16 protein-coding genes are annotated in these 17,788 nt (G+C 54.7%); 3 read left to right on the forward strand and 13 right to left on the reverse strand.

The window, feature by feature from the left end:
• Nucleotides 1-11: 11 nt before the first annotated feature.
• The 6 genes from mglA to ACI2J2_RS10175 all read right to left on the reverse strand — a co-directional run bounded on the left by mglA (nucleotide 12) and on the right by ACI2J2_RS10175 (nucleotide 7,370).
• A complete protein-coding gene (gene mglA, locus ACI2J2_RS10150; protein ID WP_209632435.1) occupies nucleotides 12-1,520 on the reverse strand; it encodes a galactose/methyl galactoside ABC transporter ATP-binding protein MglA in 1,509 nt (502 codons plus the stop codon).
• Nucleotides 1,521-1,632: 112 nt separating this feature from the next.
• Nucleotides 1,633-2,625 (reverse strand): galactose/glucose ABC transporter substrate-binding protein MglB, encoded by a 993-nt coding sequence (gene mglB / locus ACI2J2_RS10155; protein ID WP_037420206.1) that lies wholly within the window; start codon nucleotides 2,623-2,625, stop codon nucleotides 1,633-1,635.
• Nucleotides 2,626-2,879: 254 nt separating this feature from the next.
• A complete protein-coding gene (galS, locus tag ACI2J2_RS10160; protein ID WP_209632434.1) occupies nucleotides 2,880-3,917 on the reverse strand; it encodes an HTH-type transcriptional regulator GalS in 1,038 nt (345 codons plus the stop codon).
• Between the two features lie 129 nt (nucleotides 3,918-4,046).
• A complete protein-coding gene (gene yeiB, locus ACI2J2_RS10165; RefSeq protein ID WP_280921259.1) occupies nucleotides 4,047-5,228 on the reverse strand; it encodes a DUF418 domain-containing protein YeiB in 1,182 nt (393 codons plus the stop codon).
• Nucleotides 5,229-5,299: 71 nt separating this feature from the next.
• Nucleotides 5,300-5,965: a GTP cyclohydrolase I FolE gene (gene folE / locus ACI2J2_RS10170; protein ID WP_004942347.1), complete on the reverse strand. Its 666-nt coding sequence runs from the start codon at nucleotides 5,963-5,965 to the stop codon at nucleotides 5,300-5,302.
• A gap of 247 nt (nucleotides 5,966-6,212) precedes the next feature.
• On the reverse strand, nucleotides 6,213-7,370 hold the full coding sequence (locus ACI2J2_RS10175; protein WP_265557142.1) for a YbfB/YjiJ family MFS transporter: 1,158 nt from the start codon (nucleotides 7,368-7,370) through the stop codon (nucleotides 6,213-6,215).
• Nucleotides 7,371-7,477: 107 nt separating this feature from the next.
• On the opposite strand from ACI2J2_RS10175, the gene ACI2J2_RS10180 reads away from it, so the two are divergent.
• Genes ACI2J2_RS10180 through fghA form a run of 3 tightly spaced genes read left to right on the forward strand, consistent with a single transcriptional unit; the run spans nucleotide 7,478 to nucleotide 10,408 of the window.
• Entirely contained in the window at nucleotides 7,478-8,395 is a 918-nt protein-coding gene (locus ACI2J2_RS10180) for a putrescine utilization regulator PtrR (RefSeq protein ID WP_209632432.1), read from the forward strand.
• A gap of 28 nt (nucleotides 8,396-8,423) precedes the next feature.
• Complete coding sequence (locus ACI2J2_RS10185; protein ID WP_012005990.1) at nucleotides 8,424-9,551, forward strand: S-(hydroxymethyl)glutathione dehydrogenase/class III alcohol dehydrogenase; 1,128 nt, start codon at nucleotides 8,424-8,426, stop codon at nucleotides 9,549-9,551.
• A gap of 14 nt (nucleotides 9,552-9,565) precedes the next feature.
• Nucleotides 9,566-10,408 carry an S-formylglutathione hydrolase gene (gene fghA, locus ACI2J2_RS10190; protein WP_404760015.1) on the forward strand — a complete coding sequence of 281 codons (843 nt, stop codon included), beginning with the start codon at nucleotides 9,566-9,568 and terminating at the stop codon, nucleotides 10,406-10,408.
• 201 nt (nucleotides 10,409-10,609) lie between these two features.
• Here fghA and ACI2J2_RS10195 read toward each other — a convergent pair whose 3' ends face one another.
• The 7 genes from ACI2J2_RS10195 to ACI2J2_RS10225 form a co-directional block, all read right to left on the reverse strand.
• On the reverse strand, nucleotides 10,610-10,819 hold the full coding sequence (locus tag ACI2J2_RS10195) for a CcdB family protein (RefSeq protein WP_314586822.1): 210 nt from the start codon (nucleotides 10,817-10,819) through the stop codon (nucleotides 10,610-10,612).
• A 100-nt stretch (nucleotides 10,820-10,919) separates the two neighbouring features.
• Nucleotides 10,920-11,162 (reverse strand): type II toxin-antitoxin system CcdA family antitoxin, encoded by a 243-nt coding sequence (locus ACI2J2_RS10200; protein WP_209632430.1) that lies wholly within the window; start codon nucleotides 11,160-11,162, stop codon nucleotides 10,920-10,922.
• Between the two features lie 107 nt (nucleotides 11,163-11,269).
• Nucleotides 11,270-12,178 carry a glutathione ABC transporter permease GsiD gene (gsiD, locus tag ACI2J2_RS10205; RefSeq protein ID WP_209632429.1) on the reverse strand — a complete coding sequence of 303 codons (909 nt, stop codon included), beginning with the start codon at nucleotides 12,176-12,178 and terminating at the stop codon, nucleotides 11,270-11,272.
• Between the two features lie 9 nt (nucleotides 12,179-12,187).
• On the reverse strand, nucleotides 12,188-13,108 hold the full coding sequence (gene gsiC / locus ACI2J2_RS10210) for a glutathione ABC transporter permease GsiC (RefSeq protein ID WP_209632428.1): 921 nt from the start codon (nucleotides 13,106-13,108) through the stop codon (nucleotides 12,188-12,190).
• Nucleotides 13,109-13,158: 50 nt separating this feature from the next.
• A complete protein-coding gene (gsiB, locus tag ACI2J2_RS10215) occupies nucleotides 13,159-14,697 on the reverse strand; it encodes a glutathione ABC transporter substrate-binding protein GsiB (RefSeq protein WP_209632427.1) in 1,539 nt (512 codons plus the stop codon).
• A gap of 23 nt (nucleotides 14,698-14,720) precedes the next feature.
• Complete coding sequence (locus tag ACI2J2_RS10220; protein WP_404760016.1) at nucleotides 14,721-16,598, reverse strand: dipeptide ABC transporter ATP-binding protein; 1,878 nt, start codon at nucleotides 16,596-16,598, stop codon at nucleotides 14,721-14,723.
• 19 nt (nucleotides 16,599-16,617) lie between these two features.
• Nucleotides 16,618-17,574, reverse strand: coding sequence for an isoaspartyl peptidase/L-asparaginase family protein (locus ACI2J2_RS10225; RefSeq protein ID WP_209632425.1), 957 nt, complete (start codon nucleotides 17,572-17,574; stop codon nucleotides 16,618-16,620).
• Nucleotides 17,575-17,788: the final 214 nt, after the last annotated feature.

Below are 17,788 nucleotides of genomic sequence, written 5' to 3' on the forward strand. Positions count from 1 at the left end.
AATTCTGATCCTTAAAGGTGCAGGGATGCGAGACGTAAAATTTCATTTTGCGAGGTCTGTTTGGTATTAACGATGCCCGCAACCTGACCATTACTCATCACCAATATTCTGTCGGTAATTCCCAAAAGCTCCGGCATTTCAGACGAGACAATAATGATCCCCTTGCCCTTCTTCGCCAGTTCGGTCATCAATTGATAAATTTCGAATTTGGCACCAACGTCGATGCCGCGCGTCGGTTCATCCAGCATTAATATTTCTGGCTGAGTCAGCAGCCAGCGGCCGATGATCACCTTCTGCTGGTTACCGCCGGACAGCGAACCAATATTGGTATGATGACCGGGTGTTTTAACCCGCATAGCATCGATCACCCACTGGGTATCGCTTTTCATTCGCGCGTTGTCCAGCAGGCCGATTTTATTTTTATAGTTGCGGATATTGGAGATCAGCGAGTTGAAGCCAACGTCCAGATAGGCGTAAATCCCGGTGGAACGACGCTCTTCCGTCACCAAGGCAAAACCGTGGTTTATCGCTTCATTCGCGCTGTGGTTGTTGATGACTTTGCCGTGCAGCTTGATGGTGCCAGCGATTTTCTCACGAATGCCGAACAGGGTTTCCACTATGTCGGTACGTTTGGCCCCCACCAGCCCGGCAATGCCGAGGATTTCCCCCTGATGCAGATCGAAGGAAACATCGCGAATCGAAGGCTGACGCAACGACGTCAGGTTCTTCACCTCCAGGATCACCTCGCCCGGCGTATTCTGCCTGTCTGGGAAGCGCTGGCTGAGCGAACGCCCCACCATCATTGAGATGATCTTGTCCATATCCAGCCCTTCCAGCGGCTGGGTGGCGATCCACTGACCATCGCGCAGAATGGTGATTTCGTCGCACAGTTGGAAGATTTCTTCCATCTTGTGCGAGATATAAACAATGCCGCAGCCGCGCTCTTTCAACTTGCGGATAATGGTGAATAAATGATTCACCTCTTTTTCCGTCAGTGACGATGTCGGCTCATCCATAATGACAATTTTAGCGTCGTAGGAGAAAGCCTTGGCAATTTCGATCATCTGCATTTGCGATACCGATAACGTCCCCACTTTATCCCGTGGATTAATATCAATATCCAACTCGTCAAATATCGCCTGAGTGTCTTTCAGCATCTTGTCCTGATCGACAAACATGCCCTTGGTCGGGTAACGCCCCAACCACATGTTGTCCATCACGGTGCGCTGCAAGACCAGGTTTAACTCTTGATGAACCATTGAAACACCGTGTTCCAATGCCTCTTTAGAGCTTTTGAAATCAACTTCCTGGCCCTGAAAAATAATACTGCCGGCATCTTTTTTATAAATGCCAAACAGGCATTTTAATAATGTCGATTTCCCCGCGCCGTTCTCCCCCATTAACGCATGAATGGAGTGCGGACGAACACGCAGATTCACATTATCCAATGCCTTGACGCCGGGAAATGACTTACTGATATCGGTCATTTCCAGTAAAAATTCGCGTGGGCTGTCGGCCATAAATACACCTGGCTTGTCGGTCTTTTAATAATAAATGCCCCGTTTGCGGCTTTCCTGGTGTTGGCGCGGGTTAGCGCACCGCAAACGGGTTCATTGTGTGTTATCTCAGCACTTATTTGACAAACTGAGACAGGTTGTCTTTATCTACACCAACGTAAGGAATACGAACCACTTTATTTTCGATCTTATATTTGGTGCCATCGGCAGCCGGTTTGCCCGCAGCCAGGTTTTTCGCCAATTCGAAAGTGGCTTTAGCCTGATTGTCGGCATCGTTCAATACTGTCCCCGCCATCGCTCCGGACTTCACCATCGCCAGTGCTTCAGGCAACGCATCCACACCGAAGACCGGAATGCTGGATTTGTTATGTGCCTTCAGCGCTTCTACCGCACCCATCGCCATTGCATCGTTGTTGGCGATAACCACTTCAATTTTGTTGGCGTTAGGGCCAGATAGCCAGGCATCCATCTTGTCTTTCGCCTGTGCGGTGTCCCACATTGCGGTATCCATTTGCAGCTGCTGAGTCTTAATGCCGTCGTCATTCAGTGTTTTCACCACGTAGGTGGTGCGTGCTTCAGCGTCCGGATGGCCTGGTTCGCCTTTCAGCAACACATACTGAATCTGACCATCTTTGTTCAGATCCCAGTTCGGATTCGCTTTCCAGTGCTTCTCAATCAATTGACCCTGGATCACGCCGGATTCTTTAGAGTCGGTTCCCACGTAATACGCTTTGTCATAGCTGTCCAGCGCTTTACGTGAAGGCTCTTTGTTGTAGAACACGATCGGGATATCGTTTGCGCGTGCTTTATCAATAACCACCGGGGCAGCTGCCGGGTCAACCAGGTTGATCGCCAGCGCTTTTACGCCTTTGGCAATCAGCACATCGATCTGGTCGTTCTGTTTGGATTGGTCGTTCTGTGAGTCATTCATCAGCAAAGTGACATCCGGAGAGGCCTTGGCGTCTTTCTCGATTGCCTTGCGAACCACCGACATAAAGTTGTCGTCGTATTTATAAATAGTGACGCCAATACGGGTATCTGCGTGTGCTGCGGCGCCAAACATCATGGCTGCGGCCGTCGCGGCCAGGGTGAAAACCTTCTTATTCATTGTGTGTCTCCGGTTTATGTAGGGTCTTGCTCAGTATTTGGCCAAGGGTCACCGGTGGTGAGTGCACGACCGGGCCTGGGAGTTTCCCTGTCATCCGTGAATCATGTTATTCCTGAAAAATAGGACGCCAGCGTGAGATAAAACAGCAGCGGCAAGTGCCTTTACGCTGGAAAACGCCTAGAGCATAGACGGCGTGATGTTAATAATCTGTGAATTTTCTCACAAATTGAAAACGGTTACACAAGATTAAATGTTCAGAGAGTGACCGTCGCCTCACTTTGCCAAGGGGCAACAGAATGGCGGCGCACCAGGGTAGGCATGAACAAATGACGGGCCTGAGTCTCCAGCTGGCCTGCTGCTCCCTGCAGGGCCAGTTCAGTCGCCAAAGTCGCCATGGTAACAATGGGATAGCGTACCGTGGTGAGTTTCGGGCTGGTATAGCGCGCGATAGGAATGTCATCGAACCCCACCAGCGAGAAATTTTGCGGTACTGTGATACCGTTTTCTTTCAACACCGCCATGGCACCGGCAGCCATGGCGTCATTGTAGGCGAACACGGCGCTCAAGTGCAGGTTACGGCTCAGCAATTCGATCATTGCAGACTCCCCGCCCTGCAAGTCCGGCGAACCATAGGCACGCCAATTGTCTGGCGTCGCGAGGCCGGCAGTGCCCATCGCCTGCGCATAGCCCTGCTGACGTAACGGACCATCTTCAATGGGGTGGTTGGAGCCCAAATAGCCGATACGCTGATGGCCCTGTGATAAAAGCAAACGCATTGCCATCTCTGCGCCGCTGATATTGTCCAGGCCGACGCAGCGATGTTCATAACCCGCGATAATTCTGTTGATCAAGACCATACCCGGCACCTGATCAAGAAAGCCGATCAATTCTGCATCACACAGGGTTTTTGCATGAACAATCAATGCATTACACCGCTGCCGGAGCAGTACCTCGATAGCGTGGCGCTCTTTATCCGCCTGATGGTAACTGTTGCCAATCAACAGATATTTATGATGTTGCTGCGCGACAGTGTCTACCGCTTTCACCAATGCGCCGAAGAAGGGATCGGAGACGTCCATCACCACGACTCCGAGGGTATCGCTGCTCTGCGTCGCCAGTGCTTGCGCATTGGCATTGGGCCGATAACCCAGTTCGGCCACCGCTTTGAGCACCTGTTCACGCGTTTCTTTGCTGGTCAGGGCACTGTGGTTGAGCACGCGGGAGACGGTCGCCACGGACACGCCCGCACGCTTCGCCACGTCGCGAATGGTGGTTGGGTGAACAGAGGTCATGAAAGATCCTGAGGTCGGGGTAGTTGACAGTGGCGCTATCCTACCCCGTTTGTCCTCCTCCTCTGCGTGAATTACGTCACAGGAAAGAAAACGTTTACATACATTTTTTTAACCTACCTGCGCCAGATCTCAGTTCAGTACCTTGGCCTCCGTTTTGCCGGCAGCCAGACGAGTCAACTTGCGCCATAGCCACTCAACCGGGCCCTGAGCAAAATAATGCAACCACAAGTTTGAAAACAACAGGTTAGCCAACCAAACTGCGGGAACAAACGCCAATAATTGCAGACGGTCAAATTGCTGATACAAGCCAAAGCGGTAGAACAACGTGGTGCAAATCAGCGTTTGCAGCAGGTAATTGCTCAACGCCATACGCCCGACCTGCGTCAGCCAATGGCCGATACGTAGGCGCGACAGCGTTGGCCAGAAACCGTAGCACAAGGCCAGATACCCCATGGCCTGCAAGGGGGCGCCCAGTTCACGCGGCACCTGCAATAAAAAACCGCTCCAGCGGTAGTCCCAGTGAAGATGCCATTGCAATGCCACTGCCGGTAATTGAATTAACAATGAAAGCGGTATCAGCCAGGCCGCCTGACGACGATAGTAACCCGGAGAATAAGTCCCACGCAGCCAGCCACTGCGCATCAACCCGGCACCGAACAGCATTAGGCCCGCCAGTTCCCAGCCGTATTGCGCGCCAATCGCCAACAGGCTCGAAGAGAGCAGATCGGTGCGGCTGCGCCAGGCTTCCATTCCCCCCTGCAACTTCCAGAATTTCTCATACTGCAGCTCTGCCACGCCCGGTTGCCAAAAACCGCCCGGTTCACCGTGCGAGATAAAGCCCAGTAGCAGCAGTACCCCTACGCCGATCAGGTACAGCACCACGCCCGTTTTCAGCAGTTGATAGGTTTCTTTGGCATCGCGGATCATCCGCCAGCACACAAGGCCAATCAACCCATAGGCCAACAGAATGTCACCGTCCCAGAAGAAGATGGCATGGGCCAAGCCAAAGAGCACCAGCCAAGACAACCGTGCACGTATCCAGCCTTTGCCGCGGCGAAGCAACATCTGCAAACCGGCACCAAATAACAGTGCGAACATCGCCAGAAATTTGGCCTGAGCGAAAATATCCAACAGCGCCCAGGTCCAGGCATCGCGCGACGACGGCAGCCCCAGGTAGGCAGGGTTAAGATAGGCCGCTTTCGGCAATCCAAAGGCGCTGATGTTCAGCAGCAGAATGCCAAGGATGGCGATACCGCGCACGCAGTCCAGCGTGGCGATGCGCGGCAGCGGTGTTATCGGAGCATTGTTCATTATTTTACCGCTGTATTCCGGTCATTAAAAAAGGCGCCCGCAGGCGCCTGTTCTTGTTCGGTGAACCCACATCACCCCTGATGATGGCGCACCGCGCGCAGGAATTCCTGGCGAGTGTTCTGACTGGACTTGAATAGCCCACCCAGCGAGGTGGTGGTGGTGGCGCTGGTCGCGTCACGGATACCGCGCGCCTTAACACAATAATGGACCGCATCGATCGATACCGCCACGTTATTGGTCCCCAGTAGGGTTTGCAAAGCCACCAGGATCTGCTGAGTCAAACGTTCTTGCACCTGCGGTCGCTGGGAGAAGAACTGCACGATACGGTTGATTTTAGACAAACCGATAACGGCATCTTTCGGGATATAGGCCACAGTCGCCTTACCGTCGATCGTCACGAAGTGGTGTTCGCACGTACTGGTCAGGGTGATATCACGCACCGTCACCATTTCATCCACCTTCATCTTGTTTTCGATGACGGTGATTTTCGGGAAGTTGGCGTAGTCCAGGCCGGAGAAAATCTCATCGACATACATTTTGGCGATGCGGTGTGGGGTTTCCGCCAGGCTGTCGTCGGACAGATCGAGATTAAGCAGCTGCATGATTTCCGTCATGTGCTCTTTAATACGACGTTTACGCGTCTCGCGATCCAGCACTTCGCCGCGTAACGGAGTTTCCAGACCGCGCTCTTCGAGCGCTGCATGAACCAATGCAGCTTCTTTACTTAATGATGTCATTTCTTCTCTCCAACGGACTTGAACTCGCTCATCCGGCTGTTTTACCGAGCAGATGAGTGAATTGCATACTCTCCTGACGACAGAAGTTTCCGCAGTTAATAACGTGAACCCAGTCAAGATTTTGCCCCCACTCTAGATGAGAGTGAGGGGATTATCCAGTGATTGTGTTTCATCCGCAGGTGAAATATTCGCATTTAGCACAATCAGGCCAGCTGCGGCTATTCCACGTTTTTTGTACGGAATTTAATCATTGCGGCATCGGTTTTCGCGCCAGCTCGCGTGCCGGCGTATTGACCACCAGCAGACCGGCCACGATCAACGCCACGACGGCAATGTATAATGCAGGCTCCAACCTATGGGTCAGTGCGGTTGATAAGGCCGACAGCGTAGGGCCGACTAACTGACCAATCGCGTAACCGGTGGTCAATAAACCCGCCATATATCGTGCATGGTTGGGCGCCAACTCGCGGCCGTGCTGGATAGATAACTGCACCACACTGAGGAAACCACCGCCGGTCAGCAGCGCCCCCAACGCCAGCCCGGCAACCCCCGGCACAATTTCCGCACTTAAAACCCCTAACGCCTGTACCCACAGGGTGATAGCCAAACGCGTCTGGGTCGTCAGCCGGTGTCGAGTCAGAATGCCGAGAATAATCCCCAATACTGCCGCCCCACCGAAGATCGGCCAGACAAATTGCGCAAAGACACTGCCAGGAAAACGTGCGGCCGCCATCTGCGACAGGAAGGTGGCCGGCAGAATATAACCAAAGCCTGCCAAACTGTAGCTCCATACCAGGCGCTTAAGCGCCGGGGTGAGCAGCAGCGGCTCTGGGGCAACATTTGGCCGGTGTAACTCGCCGGCCTTCGGCAGGTTAATGCTGATTGCGCCGATCAGCACCAGCGCCAACGTACCGTACACCATCCAGGCTTGTGACGCTGTCAGCGCCATACTGTGAATGCCGACCGCCAACATGCCGCTGATAAAAATCCCGGCCCCTGGGCCAGCAAACACCGCGGCACTGAGTGCCGGCCGGCCATAGTGTGCCAACCGCTCGTTGGTCCAGGCCGCGACCAATACCATCGACCAGCCGCTGGCCCAACCGATGAAAAAGCGCACGGCACCATGCCACCACTCGCCCTGAACCCAGGCGGAAAGCAGCGTCAAGAGCACGGCTCCCCACACGCCCAGCCACAGTCGACGCTCGACATGTCGGCTGGCACGCATAGCGTCGTAAGCACCGCACAGGTACCCCAAATAATTGATGGCTGCCACCAATCCAGCCCCGGTCAGGGTGAACTGGTGTTCGGCAATCATCAGCGGCACCTGCGGGGTGAAGGCAAAACGGCCAATCCCCATGGCGACGATCAACGCAATAAAACCGCTCAGGGCAATTCTTATGGCCATGTAGTGTTATCCAAACTGTTAAAAGAAAGTTGCCAGTATCATGCCGTAGCATTACACTTACAAAAACTGAATAATGCTCATCAAGTTCATCACGAAAAGAGAATGCTATGGATCTGACCCAGCTCCGAATGTTCTGCAGCGTTGCCGAAACGGGCTCTGTCGCCCGTGCCGCCGAGCAATTGCACCGCGTGCCGTCGAACCTGACCACACGCCTGCGCCAGCTCGAAGTGGAACTGGGTACCGATCTATTTATCCGCGAAAAACAGCGCCTGCGGCTTTCACCGATGGGCCATAATTTTCTCTGTTACGCCCATCGCATCCTGGCACTGAGCGAAGAGGCCATGAGCATCACTCATGCCGGTGAGCCCGCAGGTAACTTCGCCATTGGGTCAATGGAAAGCACTGCCGCCACCCGTTTGCCCACATTGCTGGCGGCGTATCACCAGCGCTTCTCGCAGGTTTCGCTGTCGCTGAGCACCGGCACTTCCGGCGAAATCACGGAACGTGTGCGTGCCGGCACACTGGCGGCCGCCTTGGTCGACGGGCCGGTCCAGTACGATGAACTCAACGGTTGCATCGCCTTCCCCGAACATATGGTGGTGATCTCCTGTCTCGACCACCTGCCGATCCATAACGCCAAAGACGCCAAGGGTGAAACCTTGTTCGCCTTCCGCGCCAGTTGCTCTTACCGACTGCGGCTGGAATCCTGGTTCAAGCGTGAAGGTGTGCTTCCAGGCCAAGTGATGGAAATACAGTCCTACCACGCGATGTTGGCCTGCGTTGCCAGCGGTGCGGGGTTGGCGATGATCCCGCATTCTGTCCTCAGCCTGCTACCGGGTCATGAACGAGTAAAAGTGCATACCCTGCCGGATGATATCGCCCAAACCGCCACCTGGCTGTTGTGGCGACGCGACGCCTTTGGGCCAAACGTACGCGCCCTGAAAGAATTAATCATTGAACAGGCAGAAACCGCCACGGTTGAAAATACTGCCTACGACTTACCAAATGCTATCGATATAGCCTGATTTAAAAAATAGACCACTGGAGACTATGATGGAAATGATCAAAACCCGTGCCGCCGTTGCCTGGGGCCCGAACCAGCCACTGAAGATTGAAGAAGTCGATCTGATGCCACCACAAAAAGGCGAAGTGCTGGTGCGGATCGTCGCCACCGGCGTCTGCCACACGGATGCCTACACCCTGTCTGGTGCAGATCCAGAAGGCGTATTCCCGGCGATCCTCGGGCATGAAGGCGGTGGCGTGGTTGAGGCTATCGGTGAAGGCGTCACCAGCGTCGCAGTCGGCGATCATGTGATCCCGCTATACACCCCAGAATGCGGCGAGTGCAAATTCTGTAAATCCGGCAAAACCAACCTGTGCCAGGCGATCCGTGCCACCCAGGGCAAAGGTCTGATGCCGGACGGCACCACCCGCTTCTTCAAAGACGGCAAGCCCATCTTCCACTACATGGGTACTTCAACCTTCTCCGAATACACCGTGGTACCGGAAATTTCACTGGCAAAAATCAGTAAAGAAGCCCCGCTGGAAGAAGTCTGCCTGCTGGGTTGCGGCGTCACCACCGGCATGGGTGCGGTGATCAACACGGCCAAGGTGCAAAAAGGCGATACCGTCGCTATCTTCGGCCTCGGGGGCATTGGTTTGTCGGCCATCATCGGTGCACAGATGGCCGGTGCAGGCCGCATCATCGGCATTGATATCAACACCAGCAAATTCGATTTGGCACGCAAACTGGGCGCGACCGATCTGATCAACCCGAAAGATTACGATAAGCCGATTCAGGATGTGATCGTCGAACTGACCGACGGCGGCGTTGATTTCTCCTTCGAGTGTATCGGTAACGTCAACGTAATGCGCTCGGCGCTGGAATGTTGTCATAAAGGCTGGGGTGAATCCGTCATTATCGGTGTAGCCGGTGCCGGTCAAGAGATCTCTACCCGTCCGTTCCAACTGGTGACCGGCCGTGTGTGGCGTGGCTCCGCCTTTGGTGGCGTGAAGGGCCGTTCGCAACTGCCAGGTATTGTCCAACGCTACATGGACGGCGAGTTCGCTCTGAACGACTTTATTACGCATACCATGGGACTCGAACAGATTAACGAGGCGTTCGATTTGATGCACGAAGGCAAATCTATCCGTTCCGTTATTCACTTCGATAAAAAATAAGCCAGGAGGCAGAGATGACTTTGTCATTAGAACTTCTCGAAGAGCACCGTATGTTCGGCGGCTGGCAACAGCGCTACCGCCATGCGGCGCAGAGCCTGAATTGCAACATGACTTTCAGCATCTATCTGCCACCACCGCGCGACGATAACCCGCCGCCGGTGCTGTACTGGCTGTCGGGGCTGACCTGCAATGATGAAAACTTCACGTTGAAGGCCGGCGCACAGCGCATCGCTGCTGAACTGGGACTGATACTGGTTATGGCTGATACCAGCCCACGCGGCGAGGATGTCCCCAATGATGAAGGGTACGATCTGGGCCAGGGTGCCGGTTTCTATTTGAATGCCACCCAGGCTCCCTGGGACAAACACTTCCGGATGTACGACTACATCAGCGATGAGTTGCCGGCGTTAATTAATCAGCATTTCAGCGTAAGCGACCGTCAGTCGATTTTCGGTCACTCTATGGGCGGTCACGGTGCATTGATGATGGCATTCCGCAATCCTCAGCGTTTCCGTTCTGTCTCGGCGTTCGCGCCGATCGTGAACCCCTGCCAGGTACCCTGGGGGCGTAAAGCCTTCAGCACCTATTTGGGGGATGACGAAAATCAGTGGCTGCAATATGACAGTTGTCATCTGCTGGCCAATGGTGCGGAAAAAATGCCGGTGTTGGTGGATCAGGGGGATGACGATCAATTCCTGGCCGATCAACTGCAACCTGCCAAGCTGGCCGAACTGGCACGCCAACGCGACTGGCCGCTGACCTTGCGCATCCAGCCGGGTTACGATCACAGCTATTTTACCATCGCCAGTTTTATTGAAGACCATCTGCGTTTCCACGCCGAGCATCTGTTCCGATAAATAAAGCCAAATAAAGGGGTTTGGCGGCGTATGACTGCCAAATCCCTTACTCAGAACGCGAAGAAACTGTCTCTATACCTTTGTACCAAGGGTAAAAGGCTTGCGCCAGATTGCACACTTTCCAGATGGCGAAATAAGCCAGCACACCGCATTTCGGCTCCGGTAATAGAATATTCAACGGGGGCTGACGACAGGATTTAATCAGAAACCATCAATCAGAAAATCAATGGCGGCCTTAATTTGATTTCTCTGTTCACTCGCATTACCAGCAACATCCCCAATCTGCGTCCGCCGCACGCTGGCCATTTCATGCGTCATAGCCAAATAACGCGCCCCATTAACCTCAATTTCCGGACACAAACGCGGAGGAATTTTCGTTCTGATTTTGTCCAGAGGGTAGAGAGGAATCACTAATCTTGTCGAAAGGACATCAAGAAGATCGCTTTGAACATCCAGTAGATAGGGTAAGCGGAGGCAGGATGCGTATTATGATAAACCGTGAACTGCATAGTCAGAACACCTTGTATTCATCAGAAAGCAAACCATTCTCTTCAGAAATACGGTTGAGCTCTTCCAATGCATGTCGATTTTCCTCACGCCATTGTTGAATTTCAATATCGCGTACCCGAGCATTTAAAGCATCAGCCAATACTGAGGATACATTGACGCCGAGAGCCTTTGCCTTCTGGAAAAGTTCGCGATCAACAGTCACGTTTACCGTTTTTTTTGTCGAGCTATTATTGACTGCAGACATACTTTCACCCCTGCTTGACGCATGGATTAAATAATCATCAATTATACTCATGAAGCAGGGGTATACCAATCAAACTATGCCGCACTCCGCCCCTGCCTCACAGAAAATCATCCCTTCAATTTCGGATCCAAGGCATCTCGCAGCCCATCCCCCAACAGGTTAAACGCCAATACGGTAATGAATATCGCCAGGCTGGGGAAAATCGCCACGTGTGGTGCAATCACCATATCCGCTCGTGCTTCATTAAGCATCGCCCCCCATTCCGGCGTGGGGGGTTGCGCGCCCAAACCGAGGAATGACAGGCTGGCGGCGGTAATGATGGATGTGCCGATACGCATAGTAAAATAGACCACGATCGACGAAATCGTCCCAGGGAATATATGCCGCATGATAATGGTCCAGTCCGACGCCCCCAGGCTGCGTGCCGACTCGATATAGGTCAGGTGCTTCAACACCAGCGTGTTGCCTCGTACCAGCCGGGCAAATGCCGGGATGCTGAAAATGGCCACCGCAATGATCACATTGGCCATGCCGCTGCCCATTATCGCCACCACACCAATTGCCAGCAAAATGCCGGGGAAGGCAAACAGCACGTCGCAAATACGCATGGTGATGCGATCCCACCAGCCTTCGTAGTAACCCGCCAACAGGCCCAGCAACGTCCCAATCACGCCGCCGACCAGCACCGAAAACACCCCGGCAGCCAGTGAGATACGCGCCCCCATCAGAATGCGGCTAAAAATATCCCGCCCCAGTGAATCCACCCCCAGCCAATGCATTAACGAAGGACCTTCGTTCAGTCGGTCATAATCAAAATAGTTTTCCGCATCAAAGGGCACCAGATAGGGCGCCAGCAATGCGGCTACCGCCAATACCACCACCAGCGCCCCGGCCAACAGCGCCACGCGTTGTTGGCGGAAACGCCGCCAGAACTCATGCCATGGCGTACGCACTGCGTGAGAATCCATCGTCGGTAGCGCTTTCAGTACGGCATTACGTCGCCAATGCTTAATCATCCCGTGTCCTCATTTGTAGCGTATCGCCGGGTTAATTGCCGCATACAGCAGGTCAACCAACAAGTTAATCAAAATAAACTCCAACGAAAACAGCAAGACTTCAGCCTGGATCACCGGATAATCACGCATCTCCACCGAGTCGACCAACAGCCTGCCCAGCCCCGGCCAGTTGAACACTTTCTCCACGACGATCGAACCGCCGAGCAAAAAGCCAAACTGTAACCCCATCATGGTGACCACCGGGATCATCGCATTGCGCATCCCATGTTTCACCACCACCATGGTTTCCCGTACCCCCTTGGCCCGCGCAGTGCGCATATAGTCCTCTTGCAGCACTTCCACGAATGAAGCACGGGTAAAACGCGCCATCACCGCCGCTACCGCCGCCCCCAGCGTGATGGAGGGCAGGATATAGTGCCGCCAGCTGTCGGCGCCCACCGTCGGCAGCCAACCCAGGTTGACGGAAAACACCTGCATCAGCAGCATACCAAGTGCAAACGCGGGGAATGAGATCCCAGAAACGGCCAGCGTCATACCAAGGCGATCGGGCCACTTATTGCGCCATACAGCAGACACCATGCCGATCCCCATACCGAAGATCGTCGCCCACAGCATGCTGGTCAGAGTCAGCCACAACGTCGGCAGGAAACGCGAGCCGATTTCTTCGCTCACTGGGCGTTTGGATACCATCGAGGTGCCAAAATCCCCCTGCAGCGCATTGACAAAAAAGTGCACAAACTGCTGCGGTAGCGGCTTGTCCAACCCCAAATCCTTACGGACCAGTTGCACCACCGCCTCGTCGGCTTCCGGGCCTGCCGCCAGCCGGGCCGGATCACCAGGCAACATATGGACGAACAGAAACACCAGCACCGCGACAATCAATAACGTCGGGATTAGGCCTAACAGTCGTTTCAGAAAATAATTAAGCATCTCGCGCGAGTCCCCTCACCCCGCCCTCGAAGAGAGCGGGGATGGGTGCCTTATTTAAGGTCGGCATTGTCAAAGTTGAACGAGGTATCCGGCATTACATAGAAACCACTCAACTGCTTGTTATTGGCGGACAACAGGCGTTCTGTCGCCAGGAAGATCCAGGGTGCGTCAGCCCAAATACGATCCTGTGCATCCTTGTACAGTTTTTGCTTTTCGGCACGATCGGTCGTCGCCAGAGCACTGGTCAGATCCTGATCCACCTGCGGATTGCTGTAAAACGCCGTGTTGAACTGCTTCGGCGGTGCGGCCTGGGTAGAGAACAACGGCGACAGTGCCCAATCTGCCTCACCGGTTGACGCAGACCAGCCGGTATAGAACATCCGTACCCCGGTGTCCTTCACTCCAACGCTTTCCACCTGCGCCGCACGCTGGCCGGCATCCATGGCAGTGACCGTCACTTTCACCCCAACCTGCGCCAACTGCTGCTGGGCAAATTGCAGTACTTTTTGCGCAGTACTGTGGTTATGAGAGGACCACAGCGTGGTCGTGAAACCGTTAGGATAGCCAGCCTCTTTCAGCAGTTCGCGGGCCTTGGCCGGATCGTACGGCCACGGCTTATAACGGGTAGCAAAATCGATGGCCGGTGGCACCGGCCCTTCTGCCGGTACCGCATAGCCGGAGAACGCCACCTTGATCAACGCATCTTTGTTGATGGCGTAGTTTAGCGCCTGACGGACCTTCAGGTTGTCAAAGGGCTTTTGAGTCACGTTCAGGCTGATATAACGCTGCAGAATCGAGGGAGCGGCCACCAGATCAAGCTTGGCATTGCCTTCCAACACCTTGGCTTGCTCATAAGGGATCGGGAAGGCAAAGGTCGCCTCGCCGGTTTGCAACATCGCCGCTCGGGTATTGTTGTCCACTATCGGTCGCCAGGTGATGCTGTCGAGCTTAGGTAGCCCCGGTTTCCAATACCCATCAAACTTTTTCACCTTGACGAAGTCGGTTTGGTTCCAGGTCACGAATTGATACGGGCCGGTGCCGACAGGATGGAAACCGATCTCTTTACCGTACTGCTTCAGCGCCGCCGGGGATATGATCACCGCTGCCGGGTGTGCCAGGTTGTTGATAAACGCCGAGAACGGCGCCTTCAGCACAATCTTCACCGTGGTGGCGTCCACCACCTCGGTTTTGTCGATCATCTTGAACAGGTTGTAGCGTTTGAGGTGGTTGTCCGGGTTGCTGGCGCGATCCAGGTTAACCTTCACCGCCTCGGCATTAAACTCGGTACCGTCGTGGAATTTCACCCCCGGGTGCAGCTTGACGGTGTAGGTCAAACCGTCTGGGCTCACCTCGTAGCTATCAGCCAATACGTTCACCAGTTTCATATCCTTATCAAAACCAAACAGGCCCTGATAGAAGGATTTGGCCACCGCCTGTGACAACGTGTCATTGGCATCATAGGGATCAAGCGTGGTGAAGTTGGACGCGACGGCGATCACCGCATCCTTTGCTGCCCAAGCTGGGCCAGCGCCCACCGCCGCCAGCAGCACGACGGCCGCTAATGCCTTACGTTTGAATGTGTGCTTCATGGTGCTTGCTTCTCCTGAGGTCACTAAAAGGCACCGGCGATCGGGTGACGGGCAACAAAGTGCCCGGGGCCAACCTGCACCAGCGGTGCGGTAACGGGTTCATCGCCCAATGCGCGGATCGGGCTGGGGATTTCATCTACCAGCAGCGGCTGGCGTTTGTGATCATGGGTCGGATCGGCCACCGGCACGGCCGCCATCAGCTTGCGCGTATAGGCATGCTGGGGGTTATCAAACACCGCACGACGTGGGCCGATCTCAACGATCTGCCCGAGGAACATCACGGCGACGCGGTGGCTAATACGCTCCACCACAGCCATATCATGGGAGATAAATAAAAAGGCGATGCCAAACTCACGCTGTAAATCGAGCAGCAGGTTGACGATCTGCGCTTGAATCGACACATCGAGAGCCGACACCGACTCGTCGGCGATCACGACTTTAGGATTGAGTGCCAACGCACGTGCAATGCAGATGCGCTGCCGCTGCCCGCCGGAGAATTCATGTGGGTAGCGCCGAGCGTGTTCCGGTTTCAATCCGACACGCTCCAGCAGCCAGGCGACCCTCTCTTGCGCCGCCTTGCCGCGCATCACGTTATGTATCAGCAAGGGTTCCATAATCGAGAAACCGACGGTCAAACGTGGGTCGAGTGAGGCGTAGGGGTCCTGGAAAATAAACTGAATGTCTCGCCGCACATGCTGTAATGCCGACCCTTTCAATTGATTAATCTGACGACCATCAAAAGTAATGGTACCGCGCTGGCTGTCCACCAGCTTCAGCAACGAACGGCCGGTGGTCGATTTTCCGCAACCTGACTCCCCCACCAAACCCAGCGTTTCTCCGGGGTAAAGATCAAAGCTGACATTTTCCACCGCATGTACCTGACGGGTGACACGGTTCAGAATGCCGCTGCGCAGATCAAAGCGAGTAACCAGGTTTTCTACCCGTAGGATCGGCGAGGCGCCTGACGGCACGGTGTCCTGAGGCCCGCCATTGTCCGTACCGTCCGGCAAGGGAAACTTGGCCGGAAAGTCTTGCATCGCCATCGAACCGAGCTTCGGTACCGCGGCCAGCAATGCCTGGGTATACGGCTGTTGCGGGGCGGTGAACACGTCTCTCACTGTGCCTTGTTCGACGCTCTCCCCCTGGCGCATCACCAGTACCCGGTCGGCAATCTCCGCCACTACGCCCATGTCGTGAGTAATGAAAATCACCCCCATCTGCATTTCCTGCTGAAGCACACGGATAAGCTGCAGGATCTGCGCCTGAATGGTCACGTCCAGCGCGGTAGTCGGTTCGTCAGCGATCAATAAAGCAGGTTTGCAAGAGAGCGCCATGGCGATCATCACCCGCTGACGCATACCGCCGGAAAGCTGATGCGGATAGCGCTTGAGCACGTCTTTGGCTTCAGGGATCCGTACCAGGTCGAGCATCTGTAAAGCGGCTTGTTTCGCCGTGCGGTGATCCATTGCCTGGTGCAGGCGTAAGGATTCGGCGATCTGCTCACCTACCGGGAAGACCGGATTCAGCGAGGTCATGGGTTCCTGAAAAATCATCGCCATATCGGCACCGCGGACCCTGCGCAGCATGCCCTGAGGCGCCTGGGCCAGATCCAGCACGTCACCGCTACGCCGCCGAAACGGCATGGCACCACTGACGATTTCCCCGCCCCCCTGCTCGACTAAACGCATCAATGCCAGCGAAGTGACGGACTTTCCTGAACCGGACTCGCCCACGATCGCCAGCGTTTCACCGCGATCGACATCAAATGACAGGTTACGCACCGCGTTGACGGTTTCGCTCTGTTGATGAAATTGAATACTCAGATCACGCACCGACAGTACGCGCTGCGGTGGCAGCACTAACCCACTGTCGGCCGCGGGTGGCATTAAGGTCTCAGTCATGCACCCTCCTGGCGATCGATTAGCGATAAATCCCTACCGACGGCGCATCGCCGACATAACCAAAACCGCGGTACATACCTTCACTATTAAAAGGCAGCGCCACGTTACCCTGGCTGTCGATGGCGATCATGCCGCCGCTGCCACCCATCGCCAGCAGCTTTTCCATTACCACCCGGTCGCTGGCCTGCTGCAAGCTGAGACCGGCATACTCCATCAAGGCGGAAACGTCATAGGCCGACACGCCGCGCATGAATATCTCACCCGTGCCGGTACTAGACACCGCCACGGTGGCGTTATTGGCATAGCAACCGGCGCCGATAATGGGCGTATCACCGACCCGACCCGCTTGTTTGTTCGTCATTCCGCCGGTCGAGGTCGCTGCCGCCAGGTTGCCCATGACGTCCAGCGCCACCGCACCCACGGTGCCGAATTTACGATCGGGATCAATCGGCTCACCGGTCTGTGCGGCACCGTCATGATCGAGCAACACGCGCCCCTGCTCCGCCTGAGCACGGTGCAATTGGTCAAAACGCTGTTGGGTAAAGAAGAAGTCGGGGGAGACCATTTCCAGGCCATGGGCGGCGGCGAATTTCTCAGCGCCCTCAGCGGCAAACAAGACGTGTTGGCTGTTTTCCAGTACCGCGCGCGCAGCCAGCACCGGATTGCGTATCCGACTCACGCACGCCACGGCGCCAGCATCACAGGTTCGGCCATCCATCACACAAGCATCCAATTCATGCGTGCCCTGATGGGTAAACACGGAACCTTTGCCTGCGTTAAACAACGGGCACTCTTCCAGTAACCTTACGGCTTCGGTAACCGCATCCAATGCGCTGCCGCCTCTGGCCAGAATCGCCTGACCCGCGCCAACAATGCTGGATAACGCCAAAATATACTCTTGTTCCTTTTCAACACTCAGCGCCGCACGGGTAATTGCACCCGCACCGCCATGAATAGCAATCACTGGTTTGCTCATTTGCCTGACACCCTGTGTTAATCCCGCACCGTTTCCGGGCTGATAATTATTTATTTTATCTTTTCCCGACTATATTTAGCCCGGCATTCTATGTAAAGCATTAAGTCATGACTCAGCCTTTAGCGTAGCCCGCTTAGATTATTTCGCACATTGAAATAGCTTAATGGAATAAAAACAGTGGGTTATAACGCACTCAAAACGTCATAAATAACGA

It is taken from the genome of Serratia sp. NPDC087055 (assembly GCF_044900985.1).
Classification (GTDB): domain Bacteria; phylum Pseudomonadota; class Gammaproteobacteria; order Enterobacterales; family Enterobacteriaceae; genus Serratia.

Coding starts and splice junctions, on each gene's coding strand:
- gsiC (WP_209632428.1), bottom strand. CDS start 13,108: ATGCTTAATTATTTTCTGAAACGACTGTTAGGCCTAATCCCGACGTTA.
- yeiB (WP_280921259.1), bottom strand. CDS start 5,228: ATGAACAATGCTCCGATAACACCGCTGCCGCGCATCGCCACGCTGGAC.
- ACI2J2_RS10175 (WP_265557142.1), bottom strand. CDS start 7,370: ATGGCCATAAGAATTGCCCTGAGCGGTTTTATTGCGTTGATCGTCGCC.
- mglA (WP_209632435.1), bottom strand. CDS start 1,520: ATGGCCGACAGCCCACGCGAATTTTTACTGGAAATGACCGATATCAGT.
- galS (WP_209632434.1), bottom strand. CDS start 3,917: ATGACCTCTGTTCACCCAACCACCATTCGCGACGTGGCGAAGCGTGCG.
- ACI2J2_RS10200 (WP_209632430.1), bottom strand. CDS start 11,162: ATGTCTGCAGTCAATAATAGCTCGACAAAAAAAACGGTAAACGTGACT.
- gsiB (WP_209632427.1), bottom strand. CDS start 14,697: ATGAAGCACACATTCAAACGTAAGGCATTAGCGGCCGTCGTGCTGCTG.
- ACI2J2_RS10220 (WP_404760016.1), bottom strand. CDS start 16,598: ATGACTGAGACCTTAATGCCACCCGCGGCCGACAGTGGGTTAGTGCTG.
- ACI2J2_RS10225 (WP_209632425.1), bottom strand. CDS start 17,574: ATGAGCAAACCAGTGATTGCTATTCATGGCGGTGCGGGTGCAATTACC.
- fghA (WP_404760015.1), top strand. CDS start 9,566: ATGACTTTGTCATTAGAACTTCTCGAAGAGCACCGTATGTTCGGCGGC.
- ACI2J2_RS10185 (WP_012005990.1), top strand. CDS start 8,424: ATGGAAATGATCAAAACCCGTGCCGCCGTTGCCTGGGGCCCGAACCAG.
- folE (WP_004942347.1), bottom strand. CDS start 5,965: ATGACATCATTAAGTAAAGAAGCTGCATTGGTTCATGCAGCGCTCGAA.
- ACI2J2_RS10180 (WP_209632432.1), top strand. CDS start 7,478: ATGGATCTGACCCAGCTCCGAATGTTCTGCAGCGTTGCCGAAACGGGC.
- mglB (WP_037420206.1), bottom strand. CDS start 2,625: ATGAATAAGAAGGTTTTCACCCTGGCCGCGACGGCCGCAGCCATGATG.
- gsiD (WP_209632429.1), bottom strand. CDS start 12,178: ATGATTAAGCATTGGCGACGTAATGCCGTACTGAAAGCGCTACCGACG.